This window comes from Saccharothrix isguenensis (genome assembly GCF_052936305.1).
The window spans coordinates 2,116,522-2,135,795 of record NZ_CP193626.1 but is presented as its reverse complement, the minus strand read 5'-3'; the positions used below and the strand labels follow the sequence as shown (position 1 = coordinate 2,135,795).

The 19,274-nt window shown below is 71.0% G+C and carries 19 protein-coding genes; 9 read left to right on the top strand and 10 right to left on the bottom strand.

Features of this window, described 5'->3' with window-relative positions; translation table 11 throughout:
- The first annotated feature begins 46 nt into the window (after positions 1 to 46).
- Positions 47 to 1,369, top strand: coding sequence for a glycoside hydrolase family 6 protein (locus tag ACRAKI_RS10290; protein ID WP_447006823.1), 1,323 nt, complete (start codon positions 47 to 49; stop codon positions 1,367 to 1,369).
- Positions 1,370 to 1,482: 113 nt separating this feature from the next.
- Here the strand turns inward: ACRAKI_RS10290 and ACRAKI_RS10285 are convergent, their stop codons facing one another.
- On the bottom strand, positions 1,483 to 1,854 hold the full coding sequence (locus ACRAKI_RS10285) for a hypothetical protein (RefSeq protein WP_447006822.1): 372 nt from the start codon (positions 1,852 to 1,854) through the stop codon (positions 1,483 to 1,485).
- 391 nt (positions 1,855 to 2,245) lie between these two features.
- Between ACRAKI_RS10285 and ACRAKI_RS10280 the strand changes: the two genes are divergently transcribed.
- Positions 2,246 to 3,466: an MFS transporter gene (locus ACRAKI_RS10280; RefSeq protein ID WP_447006821.1), complete on the top strand. Its 1,221-nt coding sequence runs from the start codon at positions 2,246 to 2,248 to the stop codon at positions 3,464 to 3,466.
- Here ACRAKI_RS10280 and ACRAKI_RS10275 read toward each other — a convergent pair.
- A complete protein-coding gene (locus ACRAKI_RS10275; protein WP_447006820.1) occupies positions 3,453 to 4,274 on the bottom strand; it encodes an alpha/beta fold hydrolase in 822 nt (273 codons plus the stop codon). The two genes, ACRAKI_RS10280 and ACRAKI_RS10275, sit on opposite strands and share 14 nt — an antisense overlap.
- A 75-nt stretch (positions 4,275 to 4,349) precedes the next feature.
- Here ACRAKI_RS10275 and ACRAKI_RS10270 point away from each other — a divergent pair, with 75 nt between their 5' ends.
- Complete coding sequence (locus tag ACRAKI_RS10270; protein WP_447006819.1) at positions 4,350 to 5,363, top strand: sigma-70 family RNA polymerase sigma factor; 1,014 nt, start codon at positions 4,350 to 4,352, stop codon at positions 5,361 to 5,363.
- A 145-nt stretch (positions 5,364 to 5,508) separates the two neighbouring features.
- Here the strand turns inward: ACRAKI_RS10270 and ACRAKI_RS10265 are convergent, their stop codons facing one another.
- Entirely contained in the window at positions 5,509 to 6,027 is a 519-nt protein-coding gene (locus ACRAKI_RS10265) for a hypothetical protein (RefSeq protein ID WP_447006818.1), read from the bottom strand.
- 43 nt (positions 6,028 to 6,070) lie between these two features.
- Between ACRAKI_RS10265 and ACRAKI_RS10260 the strand changes: the two genes are divergently transcribed.
- The 3 genes from ACRAKI_RS10260 to ACRAKI_RS10250 all read left to right on the top strand — a co-directional run bounded on the left by ACRAKI_RS10260 (position 6,071) and on the right by ACRAKI_RS10250 (position 9,405).
- Positions 6,071 to 6,514 carry a helix-turn-helix transcriptional regulator gene (locus ACRAKI_RS10260; RefSeq protein ID WP_447006817.1) on the top strand — a complete coding sequence of 148 codons (444 nt, stop codon included), beginning with the start codon at positions 6,071 to 6,073 and terminating at the stop codon, positions 6,512 to 6,514.
- A 10-nt stretch (positions 6,515 to 6,524) separates the two neighbouring features.
- Positions 6,525 to 6,935, top strand: coding sequence for a VOC family protein (locus tag ACRAKI_RS10255; protein ID WP_447006816.1), 411 nt, complete (start codon positions 6,525 to 6,527; stop codon positions 6,933 to 6,935).
- 88 nt (positions 6,936 to 7,023) lie between these two features.
- Complete coding sequence (locus tag ACRAKI_RS10250; protein WP_447006815.1) at positions 7,024 to 9,405, top strand: ATP-binding cassette domain-containing protein; 2,382 nt, start codon at positions 7,024 to 7,026, stop codon at positions 9,403 to 9,405.
- Positions 9,406 to 9,469: 64 nt separating this feature from the next.
- Here the strand turns inward: ACRAKI_RS10250 and arfA are convergent, their stop codons facing one another.
- The 4 genes from arfA to ACRAKI_RS10230 all read right to left on the bottom strand — a co-directional run bounded on the left by arfA (position 9,470) and on the right by ACRAKI_RS10230 (position 14,204).
- Positions 9,470 to 10,972, bottom strand: coding sequence for an arabinosylfuranosidase ArfA (arfA, locus tag ACRAKI_RS10245; RefSeq protein WP_447006814.1), 1,503 nt, complete (start codon positions 10,970 to 10,972; stop codon positions 9,470 to 9,472).
- A 7-nt stretch (positions 10,973 to 10,979) separates the two neighbouring features.
- A complete protein-coding gene (locus ACRAKI_RS10240) occupies positions 10,980 to 11,813 on the bottom strand; it encodes a carbohydrate ABC transporter permease (protein ID WP_447006813.1) in 834 nt (277 codons plus the stop codon).
- Positions 11,814 to 11,842: 29 nt separating this feature from the next.
- Complete coding sequence (locus tag ACRAKI_RS10235; protein WP_447006812.1) at positions 11,843 to 12,808, bottom strand: carbohydrate ABC transporter permease; 966 nt, start codon at positions 12,806 to 12,808, stop codon at positions 11,843 to 11,845.
- A gap of 82 nt (positions 12,809 to 12,890) precedes the next feature.
- The gene (locus ACRAKI_RS10230) at positions 12,891 to 14,204 is read right to left on the bottom strand and encodes an ABC transporter substrate-binding protein (RefSeq protein ID WP_447006811.1); all 1,314 of its coding nucleotides are present in this window, start codon (positions 14,202 to 14,204) and stop codon (positions 12,891 to 12,893) included.
- A 381-nt stretch (positions 14,205 to 14,585) separates the two neighbouring features.
- Here ACRAKI_RS10230 and ACRAKI_RS10225 point away from each other — a divergent pair, with 381 nt between their 5' ends.
- Both ACRAKI_RS10225 and ACRAKI_RS10220 read left to right on the top strand, forming a co-directional pair.
- Positions 14,586 to 15,614: a LacI family DNA-binding transcriptional regulator gene (locus ACRAKI_RS10225; protein WP_447006810.1), complete on the top strand. Its 1,029-nt coding sequence runs from the start codon at positions 14,586 to 14,588 to the stop codon at positions 15,612 to 15,614.
- Between the two features lie 240 nt (positions 15,615 to 15,854).
- Positions 15,855 to 16,625 carry a hypothetical protein gene (locus ACRAKI_RS10220; RefSeq protein WP_447006809.1) on the top strand — a complete coding sequence of 257 codons (771 nt, stop codon included), beginning with the start codon at positions 15,855 to 15,857 and terminating at the stop codon, positions 16,623 to 16,625.
- A gap of 13 nt (positions 16,626 to 16,638) precedes the next feature.
- Here the strand turns inward: ACRAKI_RS10220 and ACRAKI_RS10215 are convergent, their stop codons facing one another.
- Positions 16,639 to 17,013 (bottom strand): hypothetical protein, encoded by a 375-nt coding sequence (locus ACRAKI_RS10215; RefSeq protein WP_447006808.1) that lies wholly within the window; start codon positions 17,011 to 17,013, stop codon positions 16,639 to 16,641.
- 80 nt (positions 17,014 to 17,093) lie between these two features.
- Here ACRAKI_RS10215 and ACRAKI_RS10210 point away from each other — a divergent pair, with 80 nt between their 5' ends.
- Entirely contained in the window at positions 17,094 to 17,423 is a 330-nt protein-coding gene (locus tag ACRAKI_RS10210) for a hypothetical protein (RefSeq protein WP_447006807.1), read from the top strand.
- A gap of 10 nt (positions 17,424 to 17,433) precedes the next feature.
- Here the strand turns inward: ACRAKI_RS10210 and ACRAKI_RS10205 are convergent, their stop codons facing one another.
- Together ACRAKI_RS10205 and ACRAKI_RS10200 are read right to left on the bottom strand one after the other, a co-directional pair.
- Positions 17,434 to 18,117, bottom strand: a complete 684-nt coding sequence (locus ACRAKI_RS10205; RefSeq protein ID WP_447006806.1) for a response regulator — start codon at positions 18,115 to 18,117, stop codon at positions 17,434 to 17,436.
- Complete coding sequence (locus ACRAKI_RS10200) at positions 18,114 to 19,226, bottom strand: sensor histidine kinase (protein WP_447006805.1); 1,113 nt, start codon at positions 19,224 to 19,226, stop codon at positions 18,114 to 18,116. The genes ACRAKI_RS10205 and ACRAKI_RS10200 overlap by 4 nt, the downstream gene beginning before the upstream one ends.
- Positions 19,227 to 19,274: the final 48 nt, after the last annotated feature.

Here is a 19,274-nt window from a genome sequence, read left to right as displayed (position 1 = left end):
ACACCGCCTCCCGTCACGCCGCTGTGATCACCGGAGGTAGCAGTTCATGAGGTCTCTCTCACGCGTCGGCACCGGGCTCATGGCGGTCGCGCTGACCGCCGGCTTGGCGGTCGGCACCTCGGCGGCCAGAACGTCGCCACGTGTGGACAACCCGTACGTCGGCGCGCGCGTCTACGTCAACCCGGAGTGGTCCACGCGCGCCGCCTCCGAACCGGGCGGCGCCGCCGTCTCCCAGCAGCCGACCGGGGTGTGGCTGGACAACATCCCTTCCATCGACGGCCGGAACGGCCGGATGGGGTTGCGCGCCCACCTGGGCGAAGCCCTGCGCCAGGACGCCGACGTGGTGCAACTCGTCCTGCACAACCTGCCCGGCCGGGACTGCGGTCGCCTGTCGTCCGACGGCGACCTGGCACCCGACGACCTGCCGAGGTACAAGCAGGAGTTCATCGATCCCATCGCCGCGATCGTGGCCGAACCGGCGTACCGGAGGCTGCGGATCGTCGCCGTCGTGGAGCCGGACGCGCCGGCGTTCATCGTCACGCACGTCTCGCCCCGTCCGTGGGCCACGCCCGCGTGCGACCAGGTCAGGGCGAACGGCGCCTACGTGGAGGGCATCGGGTACGCGCTGGCGAAGCTGGGCAGGCTCGGCAACGTCTACAACTACCTGGACATCGGCCACCACGGCAGCCTCGGCTGGTCGGACGAGCGCCCGCCTGCCCGCGACGTGCTGGTGCGCGCCGCCACGTCGGGTGGCAGCACGAAGGCGAACGTGCACGGCTTCATCGCCAACGTGGCCAACTACTCGGCGTTGCGGGAGGAATTCCTGGTCAAGACGTCCATCAACGGGTCGCCGATCCTGCAGAGCAGGTGGGTCGACTGGAACGACTTCGTCGATGAGCTGTCCTATGTGGACGTCTTCCGGCGCGAGCTGGTCGCGGCGGGCTTCGACCGGCGCGTCGGCGTGCTGATCGACACGTCCCGCAACGGCTGGGGCGGCCCGAACCGGCCGACCGGACCGGGCCCGGAGACCAGCGTCGACGGGTACGTCGACGGCGGTCGGATCGACCGGCGGTCGTGGATCTCCAACTGGTGCAACCAGATCGGCACGGGCCTCGGCGAACGGCCGGTCGCGGCGCCCGCGCCGGGCGTCGACGCGTACGTGTGGATGAAGCCGCCGGGCGAGTCGGACGGGGTGAGTTCCCGGCTGCCGAACGACGAAGGATTCTTCAACCCGATGTGCGACCCGACGTACGACAGCGGGTGGGGTGCGCCGCGCCGGACCGGCGCGTGGCCGGACGCACCAGCGGCCGGGCAGTGGCACTCGGCGCAGTTCCGGGAGCTGCTGCGCAACGCCCACCCGCCACTCTGACCAGGTCTCTTGCGGATAGTCCACTGAAGTCCGAGTAGGTGGGCCGGGGCCGTGTCCGCCATGGCCCCAGCCCGCACCGAGTCCGACCTGTCGTTCCTCCTCGACCACGCCGGTCACGTGCTGCGCACCCGGATGGCGGCGGCGCTGGCCGAGATCGGTGGCCCGCGAGGGCACCAGATGAGTCCGACGTAGATCGTCTGCAACCGCTTCACCGGCGCGGCCGGCGCGGCCATCGGCAGGTGCTGGGCGGCGTGCTCACCGACGCGCTGAGCCGGCACTGGATCTTCTTCATCAACCTGCCGATCGGCGTGGCCACGATCCTCCTGGCGATCCGCGCGCTGCCGTCCGACCGGGGTGCGGGCCTGGCCGGCGGCCGTCGTCATCGGCGGGGTGTCGTTGTTCCTCTCGGCGCGGCCGAACACGCGGTCCGGCGAACGGACCGTGCTGCCGGCCGGGCTGGCGCTGCGGTTCGGGGCGATGCTCAAGCAGACCACGGTCCCGGTGGACGGAGCCGCACCCGGGAAGACCTGGGCTCGTGCGCCACCGCGCCCGTCGCCCTGACCGCCGGGTACCACGTGGCCTTCACCATCGCCGCCGCCCTGCTCGCCGCCGCGTTCGTGGTGACGCTGAGCGTCCTGCGCAAGCCCGGCGCGCCTGACGACCACGCTCCGCGCGTCCCGGCTCCACGCGTCCCGGCTCTACGACGCCGCCCTGGACAACCCCCGGTCGGGCACCTGATCCAGACCCGCGGACGATCTGTGAGCAGAGGCACGCATCGCGCGCGCGAGCGGTCGCGGCGTGGCCGTTAAAATCGTTTCGGTAGCTAATCAAGTCGCGCGGTCACTGTCGACTCGGGACAGAGGACAGGAGCGCAGCATGATGGCGACCGCGGTCGGGTCCACCGCCGAGTCCACCGCGACCCGCCGGACGAACGGTGGCCCGGCGATGGCCTCGCTGGCCATGGGCGGCTTCGCCATCGGCACCACCGAGTTCGCCACCATGGGCCTGCTGCCGCAGATGGCGGACACGTTCGGCATCTCCATCCCCACCGCCGGCCACGCGATCAGCTTCTACGCGCTCGGCGTCGTGGTCGGCGCGCCGCTCATCGCCGGGCTGGCCGCCAAGCTGCCGCGCAAGGGCCTGCTGATCGCCCTCACGATCGCGTTGGCCCTCGGCAACGGCCTGTCCGCCCTGGCGCCGAACACCGTCCTGCTGATGACCGCCCGGTTCGTGGCCGGTCTGCCGCACGGCGCGTTCTTCGGCATCGCCGCCGTGGTCGCCACGACCCTCGTGCCACCGGAACGGCGTGGCACGGCGGTCGCCCGGATCATGGTCGGGCTGACGCTGGCCAACCTGATCGGCGTGCCGGTCGTCACCGCCGCCGGTCAGCGGATCGGGTGGCGGGTCGCCTACCTCGCGGTGGCGGTGATCGCGCTCGCGACGGCGTTGGCGGTGGCCCGGTGGCTGCCCCGCGTCCCCGCTCCCCGCAACGCCGGCATCGGCGCCGAACTCCGCGCTTTCCGCCGCCCGCAGGTGTGGTTCGCGCTGGTCACCGGCATGATCGGGTTCGGCGGCATGTTCGCCGTCTACTCCTACATCTCGCCGCTCACCACCGAGGTCACCGGCCTGTCCTCGGCCGCCGTGCCGTGGATCCTGGCCGTGTTCGGGCTCGGCATGACGATCGGCGCCACGGTCGGCGGGCGGTTCGTCGACTGGTCGGTCATGGGCACGGTGTTCGGCGCCATGTCCGCGGTGACGGTCGTCCTGGTGGTGTTCGCGCTGACCGCCACCTCCCCCGTGATGGCGTTCGGCACGGTGTTCCTGATCGGACTCGTGTCGCAGGTCCTGGCGTCCGCGCTCCAGGTCCGGCTGATGGACGCCTCACCCGACGCGCCGTCGCTGGCGTCGTCGTCCAACCACTCGGCGCTGAACATCGCCAACGGCGCGGGCGCGTGGCTGGGCGGCCTCGCCATCGGCGCGGGCTGGGGCTACACGTCCACCGCGTGGGTGGGCGTGGCGTTGAGCCTGGCCGGGTTGGCGGTGGCCGGCCTGTCCGTCCTGGTCGACCACCGCCGGGCGCCGCTCACCCCTCGTTGAGGACCTCGCGCAGCCGGGTCGCGAACCGGTCCGGGTCGTCGGCGAAGCCGATGTGACCGCCGGGGAACCGGGTGGGCTCGATGCCGAGCCCCTCGGCGAGCGCGATCGACGTGCGCTCGCACAGCTCGCCGCCCGAGTCCTCGCCGATGCCGACCACGATCCGGGTCGACGCGGCGCGCAGCGCGTCGAAGTCGGGCACCCAGTGGACGGTCGGCCGCAGCATGCGCGTGTACTGGAAGTGCTCGTCGGCGAGGTCCTGGGGGTCGCGCTCACCGCCGAACATGTGCTCCAGCGCCTCCTCGGGCATCCGGATGTCGGCGATGGCCATGAACTGCCGCCACGCACCCAGGCTGTCGCCGGCCAGGTAGGTGGTGATCATCTCGTCGGTCCGCGCCAGCAGCTCCTCCCGGTCCTCCACCAGCTGGTCGAGCGGCGGCTCGTGCGAGATCACCGTGCGCACCAGCTCCGGGTGCGCCTGCACGAGGGCCAGCACGCTGACCGCGCCGCCGCTGGAGCCGAGGACAACCGCCGGTCCGACGTCCAGGTGGGTGATGAGCCGGGCCAGGTCGTCGGCGCGCAGCTCGGGCGTCGAGTCGCGGTCCAGGTCGTCCACCTTGCTGCGGTAGATGCCGCGCGGGTCCGTGGTGAGCACGGTGTGGTCGACCGCGAGCAGGTCGGCCAGCGGCTCGAACGACCTGGCGTCCATCGGGGCGGCCACGAGCACCACGAGAGGGCCTTGGCCCCGCACCTCGTAGTGCAGCAGCGCGTCCGGGACGCGCAGGGTGTCGGTGGCGGCGGTCTGGCTCATCGGGATCCTCCTGGAACAGGTCTGAAGTGCTCGTTCTGAGGTGGTGACTCCCGGACTGGGGCAGAATCGTCGCTCGTGAGCGAAGTTTTTCCGACGAGTTCCGCGGAACCCGACCTGGCGCGGGCGCAGGAGGGCGACGGCGACGCGTTCACCCGCCTGGTCGAGCCGCTGCGCCGGGAACTGCACGCCCACTGCTACCGCATGCTCGGCTCCACGCACGACGCGGACGACGCGCTCCAGGACGCGCTGCTGCGGGCGTGGCGGGGGCTGGCCCGGTTCGAGGGGCGCAGCTCGTTGCGCTCGTGGCTGTACGCCGTGGCGACCCGCACGTGCCTGGACAGCGTCGAGAGCCGCGGACGGCGGGCGCTGCCGGTCGACCTGGGACCGTCCAGTGAGCGGGCGGTGATCGGGGACGCGCCGGTGGCGGACGTCGCCTGGCTCGGGCCGTACCCGGACTCGGGGTTGCCGGACGGGAGCTACACGCGGCGGGAGTCGGTCGAGCTGGCGTTCGTCGCGGCGCTGCAGCACCTGCCGGGCAACCAGCGGGCGGCGTTGCTGCTGTTCGAGGTGCTGGGGTTCTCGGTGGCCGAGATCGCGGCCATGATGGACACCTCGACCACGTCGGTGAACTCGGCGCTCGCCCGCGCTCGCCGGATCGTCACCGAGAAGGTCCCTTCGAGCACGCAGCAGCGGACGTTGCGCCGGATCGGCGACGCCCGCCTGCGCCAGGTGGTGACCGACTTCTCCACCGCGCTGGAACGCGGTGACGCGGACGCCCTGGTCGCGCTGCTGACCGAGGACGTCACCTGGTCGATGCCCCCGCTGCCGCACTGGTACCACGGGATCGAGGCGGTGGCGGACTTCGTCGTGCGCGTCCCGATCGGCGGCTGCGCGCCGTGGCGGCACATCCCGACCAGCGCGAACGGCCAGCCCGCCATCGGCTGCTACATGTGGGACGAGGGCGCCGGGACGCACCTCGCGTGGGCGATCAACGTGCTGACGCTGCGCGACGACCGGGTCTGCGAGGTCACGTCGTTCGTCGGCCCCGAGCACTTCCCCCCGTTCGACCTGCCGCCTTCCGTGCCGTGAGCGCGGGCCGCGCGGTGGACGACGTCCGCGCGTACCTCTCGGGACTCTGAACTCGGCCGTCCGCCGGCCGGGGATGTACGGCGGGGAGCCGGCGCTCCCAGGACGCCCTGCGCGTGCGGTCCGCGTCCGTCCCCACCGGCGTGGGCTACGCGGCCGAGCGGGTCATGGGCGAGCGGCACGCCGGCGTCATGCCCTCGGTCCACGCCAAGCCGCTGCTCCTCGCGGCACGCTGCGGCGGGACGTCGTTCGCCGACGGGTTCGCGTTCACCCCGAAGGGCGCCGCCCGGCGCACCCAGCTCCGGTGAGCGTCACCAGCCGGTGGCCAGCAGGACCTCGTGGCGATTTCCTCGACCGACTTGCCGTCCGTCGCAATGCGCACGGTGTGGGGTCGGGCTTCGTCGGCCAGTAGGCGGGCCATCCTGACGCTCCGTTCGATGTGCGGCGCGAGTCGGGAGCCGATCTCCCGGCGGGCGAGGCGTTCCCGGATCGTGGCCTCCTCCACCAGGCTGACCGTGTTCGTGTAGACGAGTCGCCGCCGGCCAAGGGCCTCGTAGTTGGACCAGACCGCCGCCAGGTTGCGCTCGGTGATCCCGGTGCGGTGCGGGTCGTCGGCGGGTGCCGGGTCCACCCCGGCGAGGCGGGGGACAGCTCGTAGTCGACGCACCAAGGCCCTGCTCCGCCCGGTCCTCTGTGGCACGATCGAGCAGGTGACCAGCACCTCCGCCGCGACGCAGCACCTGCGCGACCTCGCCCTGCTGCGGCGCGTCCGCGACCGGATCGACCGCGACCACGCGCAGCCGCTGGACGTCGAGGCGCTGGCCCGAGGCGTGAACATGTCGGCCGGGCACCTCAGCCGCCAGTTCCGACGTGCCTACGGTGAGTCACCGTACTCGTACCTGATGACCCGTCGCATCGAGCGGGCGATGGCGCTGCTGCGGCGTGGCGACCTCAGCGTCACCGAGGTCTGCTTCGCGGTCGGCTGCTCGTCGCTCGGCACGTTCAGCACCCGCTTCACCGAGCTGGTCGGCATGCCTCCCAGCGCCTACCGCCGCCAGGAGGCGTCCCCGACGGCGGGCATCCCGTCGTGCGTCGAGAGGCAGGTCTCCCGACCGGTCAGGAATCGAGAAGCGCCGGCCCGGAGCCTCACCTAGCGTCCTCGCCATGGACATCACCATTCACACCAGCTTCCTCCCGCACGACGACCCGGACGCGTCGCTGGCCTTCTACCGCGACGTCCTCGGCTTCGAGGTCCGCAACGACGTCGGTCAGGGCAAGATGCGCTGGATCACGGTCGGCCCCGCCGGGCAGCCCGACACGTCCATCCTGCTCGCGCCACCGGCCGCCGACCCCGGCATCACCGACGACGAGCGCCGCCTCATCACCGAGATGATGGCCAAGGGCACCTACGGCTGGATCCTGCTGGCCTCCCGCGACCTCGACGGCACGTTCGAGAAGATCCAGGAGCACGACGTCGAGGTGGTCCAGGAACCCACCTCGCAGCCGTACGGCATCCGCGACTGCGCTTTCCGCGACCCGGCGGGCAACATGGTCCGCATCCAGGAAGTCGCCTGAGTCCACTGGCGACGGCCGCGCGCACCGGATCCGCGTGCGCCGGCCACCCGGTCCCGGTCCACGACGGACAGAGAATGATGGAGAAACGATGAGCAAGGCCACGAGGACCGAGACGCCGTCGCACGCTGCCGACAGCCACGACCTGATCCGCGTGCAGGGCGCCCGGGTGAACAACCTCAAGGACGTCAGCGTCGAGATCCCGAAGCGCAGGCTGACGGTGTTCACCGGCGTCTCCGGCTCCGGCAAGAGCTCCCTGGTGTTCGGCACGATCGCCGCCGAGTCGCAAAGGATGATCAACGAGACATACAGCGCGTTCGTGCAGGGCTTCATGCCGACGCTGGCGCGGCCCGAGGTGGACGTGCTCGAAGGCCTGACGACCGCGATCATCGTCGACCAGGAGCGGCTGGGCGCGAACCCGCGTTCCACGGTCGGCACCGTCACCGACGCCAACGCCCTGCTGCGCATCCTGTTCAGCAGGCTCGGCAAGCCGCACATCGGCCCGCCCAACGCGTACTCGTTCAACGTCCCCTCGGTGCGGGCCAGCGGCTCGATCACGGTCGAGCGCGGCGGCAGGACGAAGGCCGAGAAGGCGACGTTCAACCGCCTCGGCGGCATGTGCCCGCGGTGCGAGGGCATGGGCTCGGTCAACGACATCGACCTGACCGCCCTGTACGACGACAGCAAGTCGCTCAACGACGGCGCGCTCACCGTCCCCGGCTACAGCATGGACGGCTGGTACGGCCGCATCTACCGCGGCTGCGGCTTCTTCGACCCGGACAAGCCGATCCGCAAGTACAACAAGAGGGAATTGCACGACCTGCTCCACAAGGAGCCGACCAAGATCAAGATCGAGGGCGTCAACCTGACGTACGCGGGCCTGATCCCGCAGATCCAGAAGTCGTTCCTGTCCAAGGACGTCGACGCGATGCAGCCGCACATCCGCGCGTTCGTGGAGCGGGCGGTGACGTTCACGACCTGCCCCGAGTGCGACGGTACGCGGCTGGCCAAGGAAGCCCTCTCGTCCAAGATCAAGCGCAAGAACATCGCCGACCTGTGCACGATGCAGATCAGCGACCTCGCCGACTGGGTGCGCGACCTGGACGAGCCGTCCGTGGCACCGCTGCTGCTCACGCTGCGCCGGACGCTCGATTCCTTCGTGGACATCGGGCTGGGTTACCTGTCGCTCGACCGGCCGTCGGGCACGCTGTCGGGCGGCGAGGCGCAGCGCACCAAGATGATCCGCCACCTCGGCTCGTCGCTGACCGACGTCACCTACGTGTTCGACGAGCCCACCATCGGCCTGCACCCGCACGACATCCAGCGGATGAACACTCTGCTGCTGCGGCTGCGCGACAAGGGCAACACCGTGCTGGTGGTCGAGCACAAGCCCGAGGTGATCGCGATCGCCGACCACGTCGTCGACCTCGGCCCCGGCGCGGGCACCGGCGGTGGCGAGGTGGTGTACGAGGGCACGATCGAGGGGCTGCGCGCCACCGACACCCTCACCGGACGGCACCTGGACGACCGGGCGACGCTGAAGCCGTCCGTGCGGACGCCGTCCGGGGCGCTGGAGGTGCGCGGGGCCGACGCCCACAACCTGCGTGACGTGGACGTCGACATCCCGCTCGGGGTGCTCTGCGTGCTGACGGGTGTGGCGGGTTCCGGCAAGAGCTCGCTGATCCACGGCTCGGTCGCCGGCCGCGAGGGCGTGCTCGTGATCGACCAGGGCGCGATCCGCGGTTCGCGGCGCAGCAACCCGGCGACGTACACGGGGCTGCTCGACCCGATCCGCAAGGCGTTCGCCAAGGCCAACGGCGTGAAGCCGGCGCTGTTCAGCTCCAACTCCGAGGGCGCGTGCCCCACGTGCAACGGCGCCGGCGTCATCTACACCGAACTGGGCGTGATGGCGACCGTCGAGTCCCCGTGCGACGACTGCGAGGGCAAGCGGTTCCAGGCGTCGGTGCTGGAGTACACGCTGGGCGGCCGGAACATCGCCGAGGTGCTCGCGATGTCCGTGGTGGAGGCGGAGGAGTTCTTCGGCACGGGCGACGCCCGCACACCGGCCGCGCACAAGGTCCTCGACCGGCTCGCCGACGTCGGCCTCGGCTACCTCACGCTGGGGCAGCCGCTGACCACGCTGTCCGGTGGCGAGCGGCAGCGGCTCAAGCTGGCCGCCCAGATGGCCGAGAAGGGCGAGGTCTACATCTTGGACGAACCGACCACGGGCCTGCACCTGGCCGACGTGGAGCAGCTGCTCGGCCTGCTGGACCGGCTGGTCGACTCGGGCAAGTCGGTGATCGTCATCGAGCACCACCAGGCGGTCATGGCGCACGCCGACTGGATCATCGACCTCGGTCCCGGCGCGGGCCACGACGGCGGCCGGATCGTCTTCGAGGGGACGCCGGCCGACCTCGTCGCCAAGCGCTCCACCCTCACCGGCGAGCACCTGGCGGACTACGTCGGCGCCTGACCTCGGTGTCTGGGCGACGCACCGGTCAGGCCCGCTTCGGTGGCCTGACCGGTGCCGCCGCTCCCTACGCCCTGGCCAGCCGCACCGCGGTCCACGAGACGGGCGGCAGGACCGCGTGCAGGGTGCCGTCGGTGATGTCGGCCGCCTGCGGTTTCGGCACGACGCGGTCCGGGTCGGCCTCGGTGTTGGTCGCCGCGCCGTCCTCGTCGTGCACCGTCCACGCCTCGGCCACCGTCACGTCGCCGAACGCGGCGAGCCCGATCTTGAGGTCCACCGGCTCCGACCGGTGCCGGTTGACCACGAACACCACCGTGTCACCGGTTTCCGCGTCGTGCGTGGCGACCGCGTCGACGACCGGGACGTCGCCGAAGCGCTTGGTGGAGTACGTCGGCGAGGACGTCTCCACCCGCAGCACCTGTCCCCGCGCCAACCGGGAGGTCAACGCGAACGGGTGGAAGATGGTCTGCCGCCACGCCGGGCCGCCCGGCTCGCTGCGGATCGGCGCGATCACGTTGACCAGCTGGGCCTGGCACGCCACCGCGACCCGGTCGCTGTGCCGCAGCAACGAGATCAGCAGGTTCCCGACGACCACCGCGTCCGTCACGTCGTACTGGTCCTCGATGACCCGGGGCGCGATCTCCCACTCGGTGCGCGGCGCGTCCTGGAACCGCTTCATGTACCAGACGTTCCACTCGTCGAACGAGAGCGTGATCTTCTTGCTGCTCTTCAACCTCGCCCCGACCGCGTCCGCCGTGGCCACCACGCTGTCGATGAAGTGGTCCATGTCCAGCGCGGAGGCGAGGAAGCTGTCGACGTCACCGTCCAGCACCTCGTAGTAGGCGTGGCACGAGATGTGGTCCACCTGCTCGTAGGTCAGCTCCAGCACGGTGGACTCCCACTCGCCGAACGTCGGCATGGAGGAGCTGGAACTGCCGCACGCCACCATTTCCAGGTCCGGCTCGGCCTGCCGCAGCGCCCGCGCCGTCTCGGCGGCCAGCCGGCCGTACTCGTGCGCGGTCTTGTGGCCGAGCTGCCACGGGCCGTCCAGCTCGTTGCCCAGGCACCACAGCTTCACGCCGTGCGGCGACTTGGAACCGTTGGCGCGGCGCAACTCCGACAGGTGCGTGCCGCCCTCGTGGTTCATGTACTCGTGCACGTCGAGCGCTTCCTCGACGCCCCGCGTGCCCAGGTTCACCGCGTACATCACCTCGACGTCGGCCTTGCGGGCCCAGCGGGCGAACTCGTCGATGCCGACCTCGTTCGTCTCGATGCTGTGCCACGCGAGTTCGCGGCGCACCGGGCGGTCGGAGACCGGGCCGATGCCGTCCTCCCACCGGTAGCCGGACACGAAGTTGCCGCCGGGGTAGCGGACCAGCTCGACCCCCAGTTCACGGGTCAGGTCGAGCACGTCGCCGCGGAAGCCGTCCTCGTCGGCGGTCGGGTGGCCGGGTTCGTAGATGCCGGTGTAGACGCAGCGGCCCATGTGCTCGACGAACGACCCGAAGAGCCGGCGTCGCACCGGTGCGATGACGTAGTCGGGGCTGAGGACCAGGGAGGCGTTGAGCACGATTCTCCTACTTGAGGGCGCCGGCCGACGCGCCGCTGCGCCAGAAGCGCTGCAACAGGACGAAGGCGACGACGAGCGGGACGATGGCCAGCAGTGAGCCGGTCACGACGAGGTTGAACAGCATCCGGGTGCCGGCCTCCTGCTGCGCGGTGTTGAACCAGGTGGTCAACCCCACGGTCAGCGGGTACAGCTTGGAGTCGCTGAGCATCACCAGCGGCAGGAAGTAGTTGTTCCACGTCGCGACCAGCGTGAACAGGAAGACGGTGACGATCGCGGGTCGCATCATCGGGACCACGATCTGCCAGAAGATGCGCAGCTCGCCCGCCCGGTCGATGCGGGCGGCGTCGATCAGCTCCACCGGCACGCTCTCGTCCACGTACACGCGGACCAGGTACGCGCCGAAAGGGCTCAGCAGCGAGGGCAGGATGACCGCCCACATCGTGTCGACCAGCTCCACCTCGGCCAGGATCAGGTACGTCGGCAGCACCAGCGCGGTGGCCGGCACCATGATCATGCCGAGCAGGGCGGTCTCGAACAACCGCTTGCCCATGAACTGGAACCGGGCCAGCCCGTAGCCCGCGGCAGCCGCCAACGCGGTCGCGCCGAGCGCGCTCAGCCCCGAGTACAGGGCCGTGTTGAGCAGCCACTTGCCGTAGACGCCGTCGTCCTCGCGGAACAGCTGCCCGATGTTCTCGAACAGGTTGAACTCGGCGAACCACAGCGCCGGGCTGTCGAGCAGGTCCGGCTGGCTCTTGGTGGCCGCGATGACCACCCACAGCAGCGGGATCAGGAAGTAGAGGATGCCGACGCCCATCAGCAGGTGCGGCAGTCGGGTGTTCACCTTGCTCTGGTACCCAGCTCCGCCGGCGGTCACTTGCGCCCACCTCGCCGACGGTTGACGAACACGAACGCGTAAGCGACGACGAACACCAGGAACCCCAAGGCGAAGGAGAGCGCGGCCGAGTAGTGGAAGTCCGAGTACGCGAACGCCTGGTTGTAGGCGTACAGGTTCGGCGTGTACCCGGCGGAGATTTGCGGCGCGAACCGAGCCATGATCGCCGGCTCGGTGAAGAACTGCATGGTGCCGATGACGGTGAAGATCGCGGCCAGCGAGATGGCCTGCTTGATCGCGGGGACCTTGACCCGCAGCGCGACCTGCACCGGCGTGGCCCCGTCGATCACCGCGGCCTCGTACATCTCGCGCGGCACGCCCTGCAACGCCGAGTACAGGATGATCATGTTGTAGCCGGTCCACGCCCACGTCACGATGTTGCCCAGCGACACCAGCAGGAGCGAGGCGCTGAAGAAGTCGATCGGCTCACCACCGACGAGCGTCGGCAGGTCCGCGAACGGGCCGAACGTGCGGCTGTACAGGAAGCCCCACATGAGCGCGCCGACCACGGCCGGCACCGCGTACGGCATGAACGCGATGAGCCGGAACGCCAGGGCGAACTTCGTCGTGACGGCGTCCAGCACGAGCGCGCCGGCCAGCGCGATGCCCAGCATGATCGGGATCTGCACGAGTCCGAAGAGGACGACCCGGAGCAGGCCGTCCAGCAGCATCGGGTCGGTGAACGCGCGCACGTAGTTGTCGAAACCGCTGAACTTCACGCCGGTGGCGAGGCTCTTGCTGGACAGGCTGAGCCAGAACGCGTACCCCAGGGGCACGATCAGGAACGCGACGACGACGAGGAAGAACGGCAGGACGAACAGCGCTCCGGCCACCGGGTGCGCGGTGACCCGGCGCGACCTCCGCCGGGACCGGCTCTCGACCGGATCGGCGGGCGGCGGCGAGCCTTCCGCCGCGGGTGCCGTGATCGGTATGGACCGCGTCACGGTGGACCTCCTGACTGGGCCGAACGGGAGGGGTGGTCCGGCCCGCCGCGGCGTGGTGGCGCCGCGGCGGGCCGAGGGAGCGTTACTTGCCGACCTTGAAGCCCTGCTGCTCGGCGTACGCGACGACGTTCTTCTGCGTCTCCTCCAGCACCGAGTCCCACGACCTGCTGCCCGACATCGCCTCGGCGCTGCGGTCGTTGAGCTCGCCGAAGACGAAGTCCTGGAACGGCGTGTACTGGAACTCGCCCAGCTTGTTCGACACCGGCACGAAGATCTCGTTCACCTTCTGGCCGTTGAAGAACTCGTAGGCCTTGCCGGTGAACGCCGGGTCCGCCGCGACGTCCTTCACCAGCGGGTAGAGGAACGCCTTGTTCAGGCCGATGTCCCAGGCTTCCTTCGACTTGCCGAACAGCTCGCGGGCCACGATGGTCGCCGCCTCGGGGTTCTTGGCCTGCTTGGTGACGGTGAACGTCGAGCCGCCCCAGTCGCCCTGCTCGTCGGCGCCCGGAGTCCACTGCGGCATCGGCGCGACGGCCCACTTGCCCGCCGTGTTCTTCAGCGAGCCCGCGACGTAACCGGGGGTCCAGCCGGCCGCGGCCCACGTCCAGTACTTGCCGGAGTCCAGCGCGGCGGTCGCGTCGGCGGTGAAGAACGGGTCCTTGGCCATCAGGCCCTTCTCGACCAGGTCGCCGTACAGCTCGAACACCCGCTTGCACTCCGGCGCGGTCAGGTTGATCTTCACCTGGTCCTTGGCGGTGGCCTGCGAGTAGCCGTACGGGCGGCAGCCGGACTGCCACATCAGCCCGTTGATCCAGCCGCCGTCGCTGCCGAAGCTGGCGATGTGCGCGTTCGGGTCGGCCGCCTTGATCTTCACCGCCGCGTCCGCGTACTCGGCCCACGTGGTCGGCACCGGGATGCCGTGCTGGTCGAAGAGGTCCTTGCGGTACATCAGCGCCATCGGGCCGCCGTCGACCGGGATCGCGTAGACCTTCTCGCCGTCGGTGGCCTGGCTCCACGCCCACTCGGCGTAGAGGTCCTTGTCCTCGTTGGCGCCGTGCTCGCCCATGTCCACGAGGGCGTCGAGGATGATGAACGTGGGGATCTGCTGGAACTCCACCATCGCCACGTCGGGCGCGCCCTTGCCGGCCGTGAACGCCGTCTTGAGCTTGGCGTACTGGTCAGGTCCCGTGCCGACGTTGGTCCACTCGACCTGGATGTCCTCGTGCGAGGCGTTGAACGCCTCGACGACGCCCTTGAACTCCGGGTACCAGGCCCAGACGGACACCTTCACGGGTCCGCCGTCGTCGCTGGTGGCCCCTCCGCAGGCGGCCACGGCGAGCAAGCCGCAGGCGGCCAGCCCTGCTCGGAGTTTCGCCAACCATGTGGTGCCGGGCATGAATGTGCCTTTCCGTCGCGGCATGCGTCCGGGCATGCGCCACCGCGATCACGGTCCGTGAGCGAGACGTGCAAGGGTATGCGGCGACCTCACGAGGCGCGATCTGGTGCCCTGAGGTCGGTCGGGGTGTTGCGCCACGACCGACGGATTCGGGGGAACCGACCGTGACTGCCGCCGTGGCACCGGGTCTTGCTGCGCTGCAAAAGACTATGGACGGGGTTTTGCTGCGCTGCAAGACCTCACCTGAAGTTAATCCAAACGAGATTTAAGACGGCGGCGAGCCGCCGGCGGGTCGGACTTGTCCTGGGGGCCGGTCGGCGGGCACACTGTTTTGCAGCGCTGTAGCGGTGGGGCCGCCGCGCCGGTCCAACGGAGGAAACGATGCGCGACGCCACGCTGCGTGACGTAGCAGAGCTGGCCGGCGTGTCCGCGCGGACGGTCTCGAACGTGGTGAACGGCTACGCGCGGGTCACCGAGCGGACCAGGGAGAAGGTCGAAGCGGCGATCAAGGAGCTGGGCTACCGGCCCAACGTGCTCGCCCGCAACCTGGCCAACGGCCGGTCCGGTCAGATCGCCGTGGTCGTGCCCTACCTGGACACCCCGTACTTCGCGGAACTGCTGCAGGCCATCATCCCCTGCGCGCGGCAGCACGGGTACAACGTGCTGATCGACCAGACGGACGGCGATCCGGCGCACGAGCGGGAGATGATCCGGCGCGGCGCGCGGGCGTTCCTGTTCGACGGCATGATCTTCAGCCCGCTGGGGCTGGCGCAGGAGGACCTGGCCGAGAGCGATCCCACGCTGCCGCTGGTGGTCCTGGGCGAGCGCTCGTCCAACGGCGTCTTCGACCACGTGGGCATCGACGACGTGGCCGCGTCCCGCGAGGCCACCGCACACCTGATCGGCCTGGGCAGGCGGCGGATCGCGGCCATCGGCGACCAGCCGTACCCGACCGGCGAGGCCGCGCAACTGCGCACCCTCGGCTACCGGCAGGCCCACGCGGACGCCGGGCTGCCGGTGGACGAGTCGCTCATCATCCGCACACCGCGCTTCAACCGCGCCGACGGCTTGGGCGCCATGCGCCACCTGCTGGACCGGGACGACCCGCCGGACGCCGCCTTCTGCTACTCCGACCTCGTCGCGCTCGGCGCCCTGCACGAGATCCTCGACCGCGGGCTGCGGGTGCCGGAGGACATCGCGCTGATCGGCTACGACGACATAGAGGACGGTCGGTACGCCAACCCGACGATCAGCACGATCTCACCGGACAAGGTCGCCATCGCGACGACCGCCGTGGAGCGCCTGCTGAGCCGCATCGGCAGCGCCGAACCGGTGCCCGGTGTCGAAGTGCGCGCCGGGCACCGGCTCATCGCCCGCCAGAGCACCCTGGGCCGAGCGGCCACCTCCTGACGGCCACCCCCTGACCGCCACCGACCCGACCGCCGCCGGCCACTCCGACGGCACCGCCGCCCGCCACCCCTAGCCGCCACCGACCCGGGCGTCACCGGCGCGGATCGGCCCACACCGGCTTCCGAACGGCCTCGCGACCCACACGTCAGGGCATCGGCCGAGTCGACACCGCTCGCGGCAGCCGGCGGATCAGTGCGATCGACCGGGGTTGCCCCAGCGCGCCGTGCCATGATCGGCGGCATGGCCCGGTTCCGGCACACCGTCCTGCTCGTCGCCGTCCCGCAGCGCTGGTTCGAGGACTGCGTCCGCCTCGGGCACGAGGTCCTGGGCGAGCACCTCGGCCGGCACCTCGACGAGCCGACCAAGGCGATGTTCCGGCTGGTGGATGGCACGGCGTTGCAACCGGGCGCGCGGTACGAGGCGGTCGACGGGCCGCTCGACCTGGAGTTGCTGGCCTGGGGTCGGCACACCGACACGGCGGCACGCCTCCACACCGCCGACGACAGCTCCGAGCTGGAGGCCACGGTCCGGTTCTCCACCCCGGACGCGGTGCGCGCGGTCGCGGCGGACGTGGACGTCCGGATCAAGGCCGGTCGGTGGGCGAAATCCCTGGGCACGGCGCGGCTCGAAGTGCGTGCCGACCTGGCCCGCTGGTGGTCCGGCGCCACGCCGTCACTGTCCGCGAAGCTCGGGCACCGCCTCTTCCGGGCCTCGTTCGACGTGTCGCGCGTGCCGGCCGCCGGCGGCAAGTGGGCGGTCACCGTCACCTGCCGCGTGCACGGGCGCACCGCGTTGCGGCCGTTCACCGCGTTGATGCTCCTGGGCACTCGGAGCCGGATCCGGGCCGAGTTCGCGGAGGGCCTCGACCAGTTCGCCGCCGACTGGAACGCGCAGCTCCCCGAGCTGCTGCGGAAGGACCGCGACGAGCTGCGGGAGCTGATCCGCGCCGAGGTGTCGGAAGCCTCGCGCGCCGAAGCGCCGGAAGCCTCGGAAGCGTCGGACAACCACTGATCCGACCTCGGCGTCAGCGTTCCTTCGGCCGGGGCAGGAGCAGGTGGACCGCGAAGCCCGCCACCGTCGCCAGGACGGCCTGGTACAGGATCGACAGCTGGAGCTCGGCGGCCAGGCTGAACACCGGGTCCAGGTCGGTCGTGACGACACCCGCCAGGGTGAGCAGCCCGGTCACGTGCCAGCCGAAGAAGGCAGCGGTCCAGGCGACGAGCGGCCACCGGTTGCGGTCCGGGCGGCGGAGCAGCAGGAAGGTCGAGAACGCGGCGGCGGCGTTGAACGCGATGCCGGTGAACCTCAGCTCGGGCGGGCCGCCGGACGCCAGCGTGGAAAGCGATTGCGCCAGGACGAGCACGGCCACCGACCAGCATCCGACCCGAGTCTTGTCCACCCGCGGATGCTAGGACAGCCGACCGGCGGGCCGCGCACGGCCCGCTGTTTGCCCGTCGGCCGACCGGGTAGCCGCCGAGCATGAGCGACGAACTCCCCATCCCGGACTACGACCAGCTGTCCCTGGGCGACCTGCGGCACCGCATCCGCTCGCTCACCCGTGACCAGCTGGACCAGGTGCTCGACCACGAGCGGCGACACGGCGACCGCACCCCCGTCGTCCAGGTCCTGACCGCCCGATCGGCCGAGCTGGACGAGGGCGCCGAACCGTCCGGCGGCGACCAGGGCAACGCCCCCGGCGCCACCTCCACCAGGCACGGCTCGCCCGTGTCACCCGCCCAGTCCCCCGACCCCACCACACCGCTGCGGCACGGCGTGGCCAGCCAGACCCCGCACCGGGGCCGCACCTGAACCGATCCGGCTACCGGCCCCGGTCGGGGTTCGGCGACGGGACGATGAGGCCGCTCTCGTAGGCGACGACGACGGCCTGCGCGCGGCTGGACAGGGCGAGCTTGCCCATCATGCGCTTGACGTGCGTCTTCACCGTGGCCTCGCTGAGCACGAGGCGCTGGGCGATCTGCCCGTTGGTCAGCCCGTTGCCGACCAGGCGCAAGACCTCGGTCTCCCGCGCGGTCAGGGCGGCCAGTTGCGGTGCGCCCACGGCGGTGGCCCGGTGGTGCTGGGCGTAGGTCTCGATCAGCCGGTGGGTGATGTGCGGCGCGACGAGGATGTCGCCGGCGGCGATGGTGCGGACCGCCGAGAGGATGCGTTCCGGCGGGGTGTCCTTGACCAGGAACCCCGCGGCGCCTTCGCCCAACGCGGTGTAGACGTACTCCGGCAGGTCGAACGTCGTCAGCACGACCACGCGCGGCGGGTCCTCCCGGTGTTCGGCCATGATCCGGCGGGTGGCGGCGATGCCGTCCAGCACGGGCATCCGGATGTCCATCAGGATCACGTCGGGCCGGGTCTCGGCGGTCAGGGCCACGGCCTGCTCGCCGTCGGCGGCCTCGCCCACGACCTCGAACCCGGGCGCGGCGGTGAACAGGGCGACCAGGCCGGCGCGGATCAGCGCCTGGTCGTCGACGACGAGCACGCGGATCGTCATCGGGCCGCCACCTCCGCCATCGGCAGGCGGAGGACCACGCCGAACCCGCCTCCCGCCAGCGGACCGGCGGTGAGCACTCCCCCGTACAGCTCGGCACGTTCCCGCATCCCTCGGATGCCGAACGACGTGTGGGCCGACTCGGCGCTGGGAGCCGCCGCGCCGTCGTCGGTCACCTTGAGCACGAGCGTCTGCTCGCCGTAGTCGACGTCGATCCTGGCCCTGGCGGGTCCGGCGTGCTTGAGCACGTTCGTCAGCGACTCCTGCGCCACCCGGTACGCGCACAGGTCCGGTCCCGGCTGGAGCTCGCGGACGTCCCCGGTGACCACCACGTCGACCGGCAGCCCCGCGCCGCGGGCCCGCTCCACCAGGTCGTCGAGCGCCGCCAAGCCGGGCTGCGGGCGGTAGTCGTCGTCGTGGTCCACCCGCAGCACGTCCAGCAGGCGGCGCATCTCGGTCAACGCCTCGCGGCTGGTGTCGCCGACGGTCGTGATCGCCTTGCGCGCGGTCGGCAGGTCGGTGTCCAGCACGTACTGCGCCACGCCTGCCTGGAGCGAGATGACCGACATGTGGTGCGCGACGATGTCGTGCAACTCGCGCGCGATGCGCACCCGCTCGTCCGCGACCGCCCGCGCCGCGTCCTCGGCCACCCGTTCGGCGCGTTCCGCCCAGCGCTTCGTGCCCTCGCCCAGCACCCACGCGCCGATCACGACGACGATCGACTGCACGATCTCCGACCACGCGATCATCTCGGACATGCGCAGGTAGGCGACCACCACGACGGCCGCCGTGGCCAGGAAGACCAGCGTGGCCACCAGTCGGGACCGCAGGGTGGCCACGGTGAACATGCCCACCAACATGCCGACACCCGCGCTGGGCAGGCCGTCGAAGTCCAGTTGGCTGTACGCCACCAGCGCGCCCAGCATGACGGTCATCGTCGCCACGGGCGCGACCTGGCGCAGCGCGATCGGCGCGACGGTGAGCGAGGCCAGCACGTACGCCACCCAACCGATGTGGTCGCCGACCTGGCTCACCGTGGTGGCCTGGGTCAGCCAGGTCAGGACCGCCGCGAGCAGCACGTCCAGCCGGATCGGGTTGAGTTTCGCCAGCACCAGCCCACGGTAGTGGCGGGCCGGGACATCCGTCGCCACCCCGTGGGT

What these genes read in the sequence shown, in the direction of transcription:
- ACRAKI_RS10290 (WP_447006823.1), top strand. Translation starts at nt 47, where the DNA reads ATGAGGTCTCTCTCACGCGTCGGCACCGGGCTCATGGCGGTCGCGCTG.
- ACRAKI_RS10280 (WP_447006821.1), top strand. Translation starts at nt 2,246, where the DNA reads ATGATGGCGACCGCGGTCGGGTCCACCGCCGAGTCCACCGCGACCCGC.
- ACRAKI_RS10275 (WP_447006820.1), bottom strand. Translation starts at nt 4,274, where the DNA reads ATGAGCCAGACCGCCGCCACCGACACCCTGCGCGTCCCGGACGCGCTG.
- ACRAKI_RS10255 (WP_447006816.1), top strand. Translation starts at nt 6,525, where the DNA reads ATGGACATCACCATTCACACCAGCTTCCTCCCGCACGACGACCCGGAC.
- ACRAKI_RS10250 (WP_447006815.1), top strand. Translation starts at nt 7,024, where the DNA reads ATGAGCAAGGCCACGAGGACCGAGACGCCGTCGCACGCTGCCGACAGC.
- ACRAKI_RS10230 (WP_447006811.1), bottom strand. Translation starts at nt 14,204, where the DNA reads ATGCCCGGCACCACATGGTTGGCGAAACTCCGAGCAGGGCTGGCCGCC.
- ACRAKI_RS10225 (WP_447006810.1), top strand. Translation starts at nt 14,586, where the DNA reads ATGCGCGACGCCACGCTGCGTGACGTAGCAGAGCTGGCCGGCGTGTCC.
- ACRAKI_RS10220 (WP_447006809.1), top strand. Translation starts at nt 15,855, where the DNA reads ATGGCCCGGTTCCGGCACACCGTCCTGCTCGTCGCCGTCCCGCAGCGC.
- ACRAKI_RS10210 (WP_447006807.1), top strand. Translation starts at nt 17,094, where the DNA reads ATGAGCGACGAACTCCCCATCCCGGACTACGACCAGCTGTCCCTGGGC.
- ACRAKI_RS10205 (WP_447006806.1), bottom strand. Translation starts at nt 18,117, where the DNA reads ATGACGATCCGCGTGCTCGTCGTCGACGACCAGGCGCTGATCCGCGCC.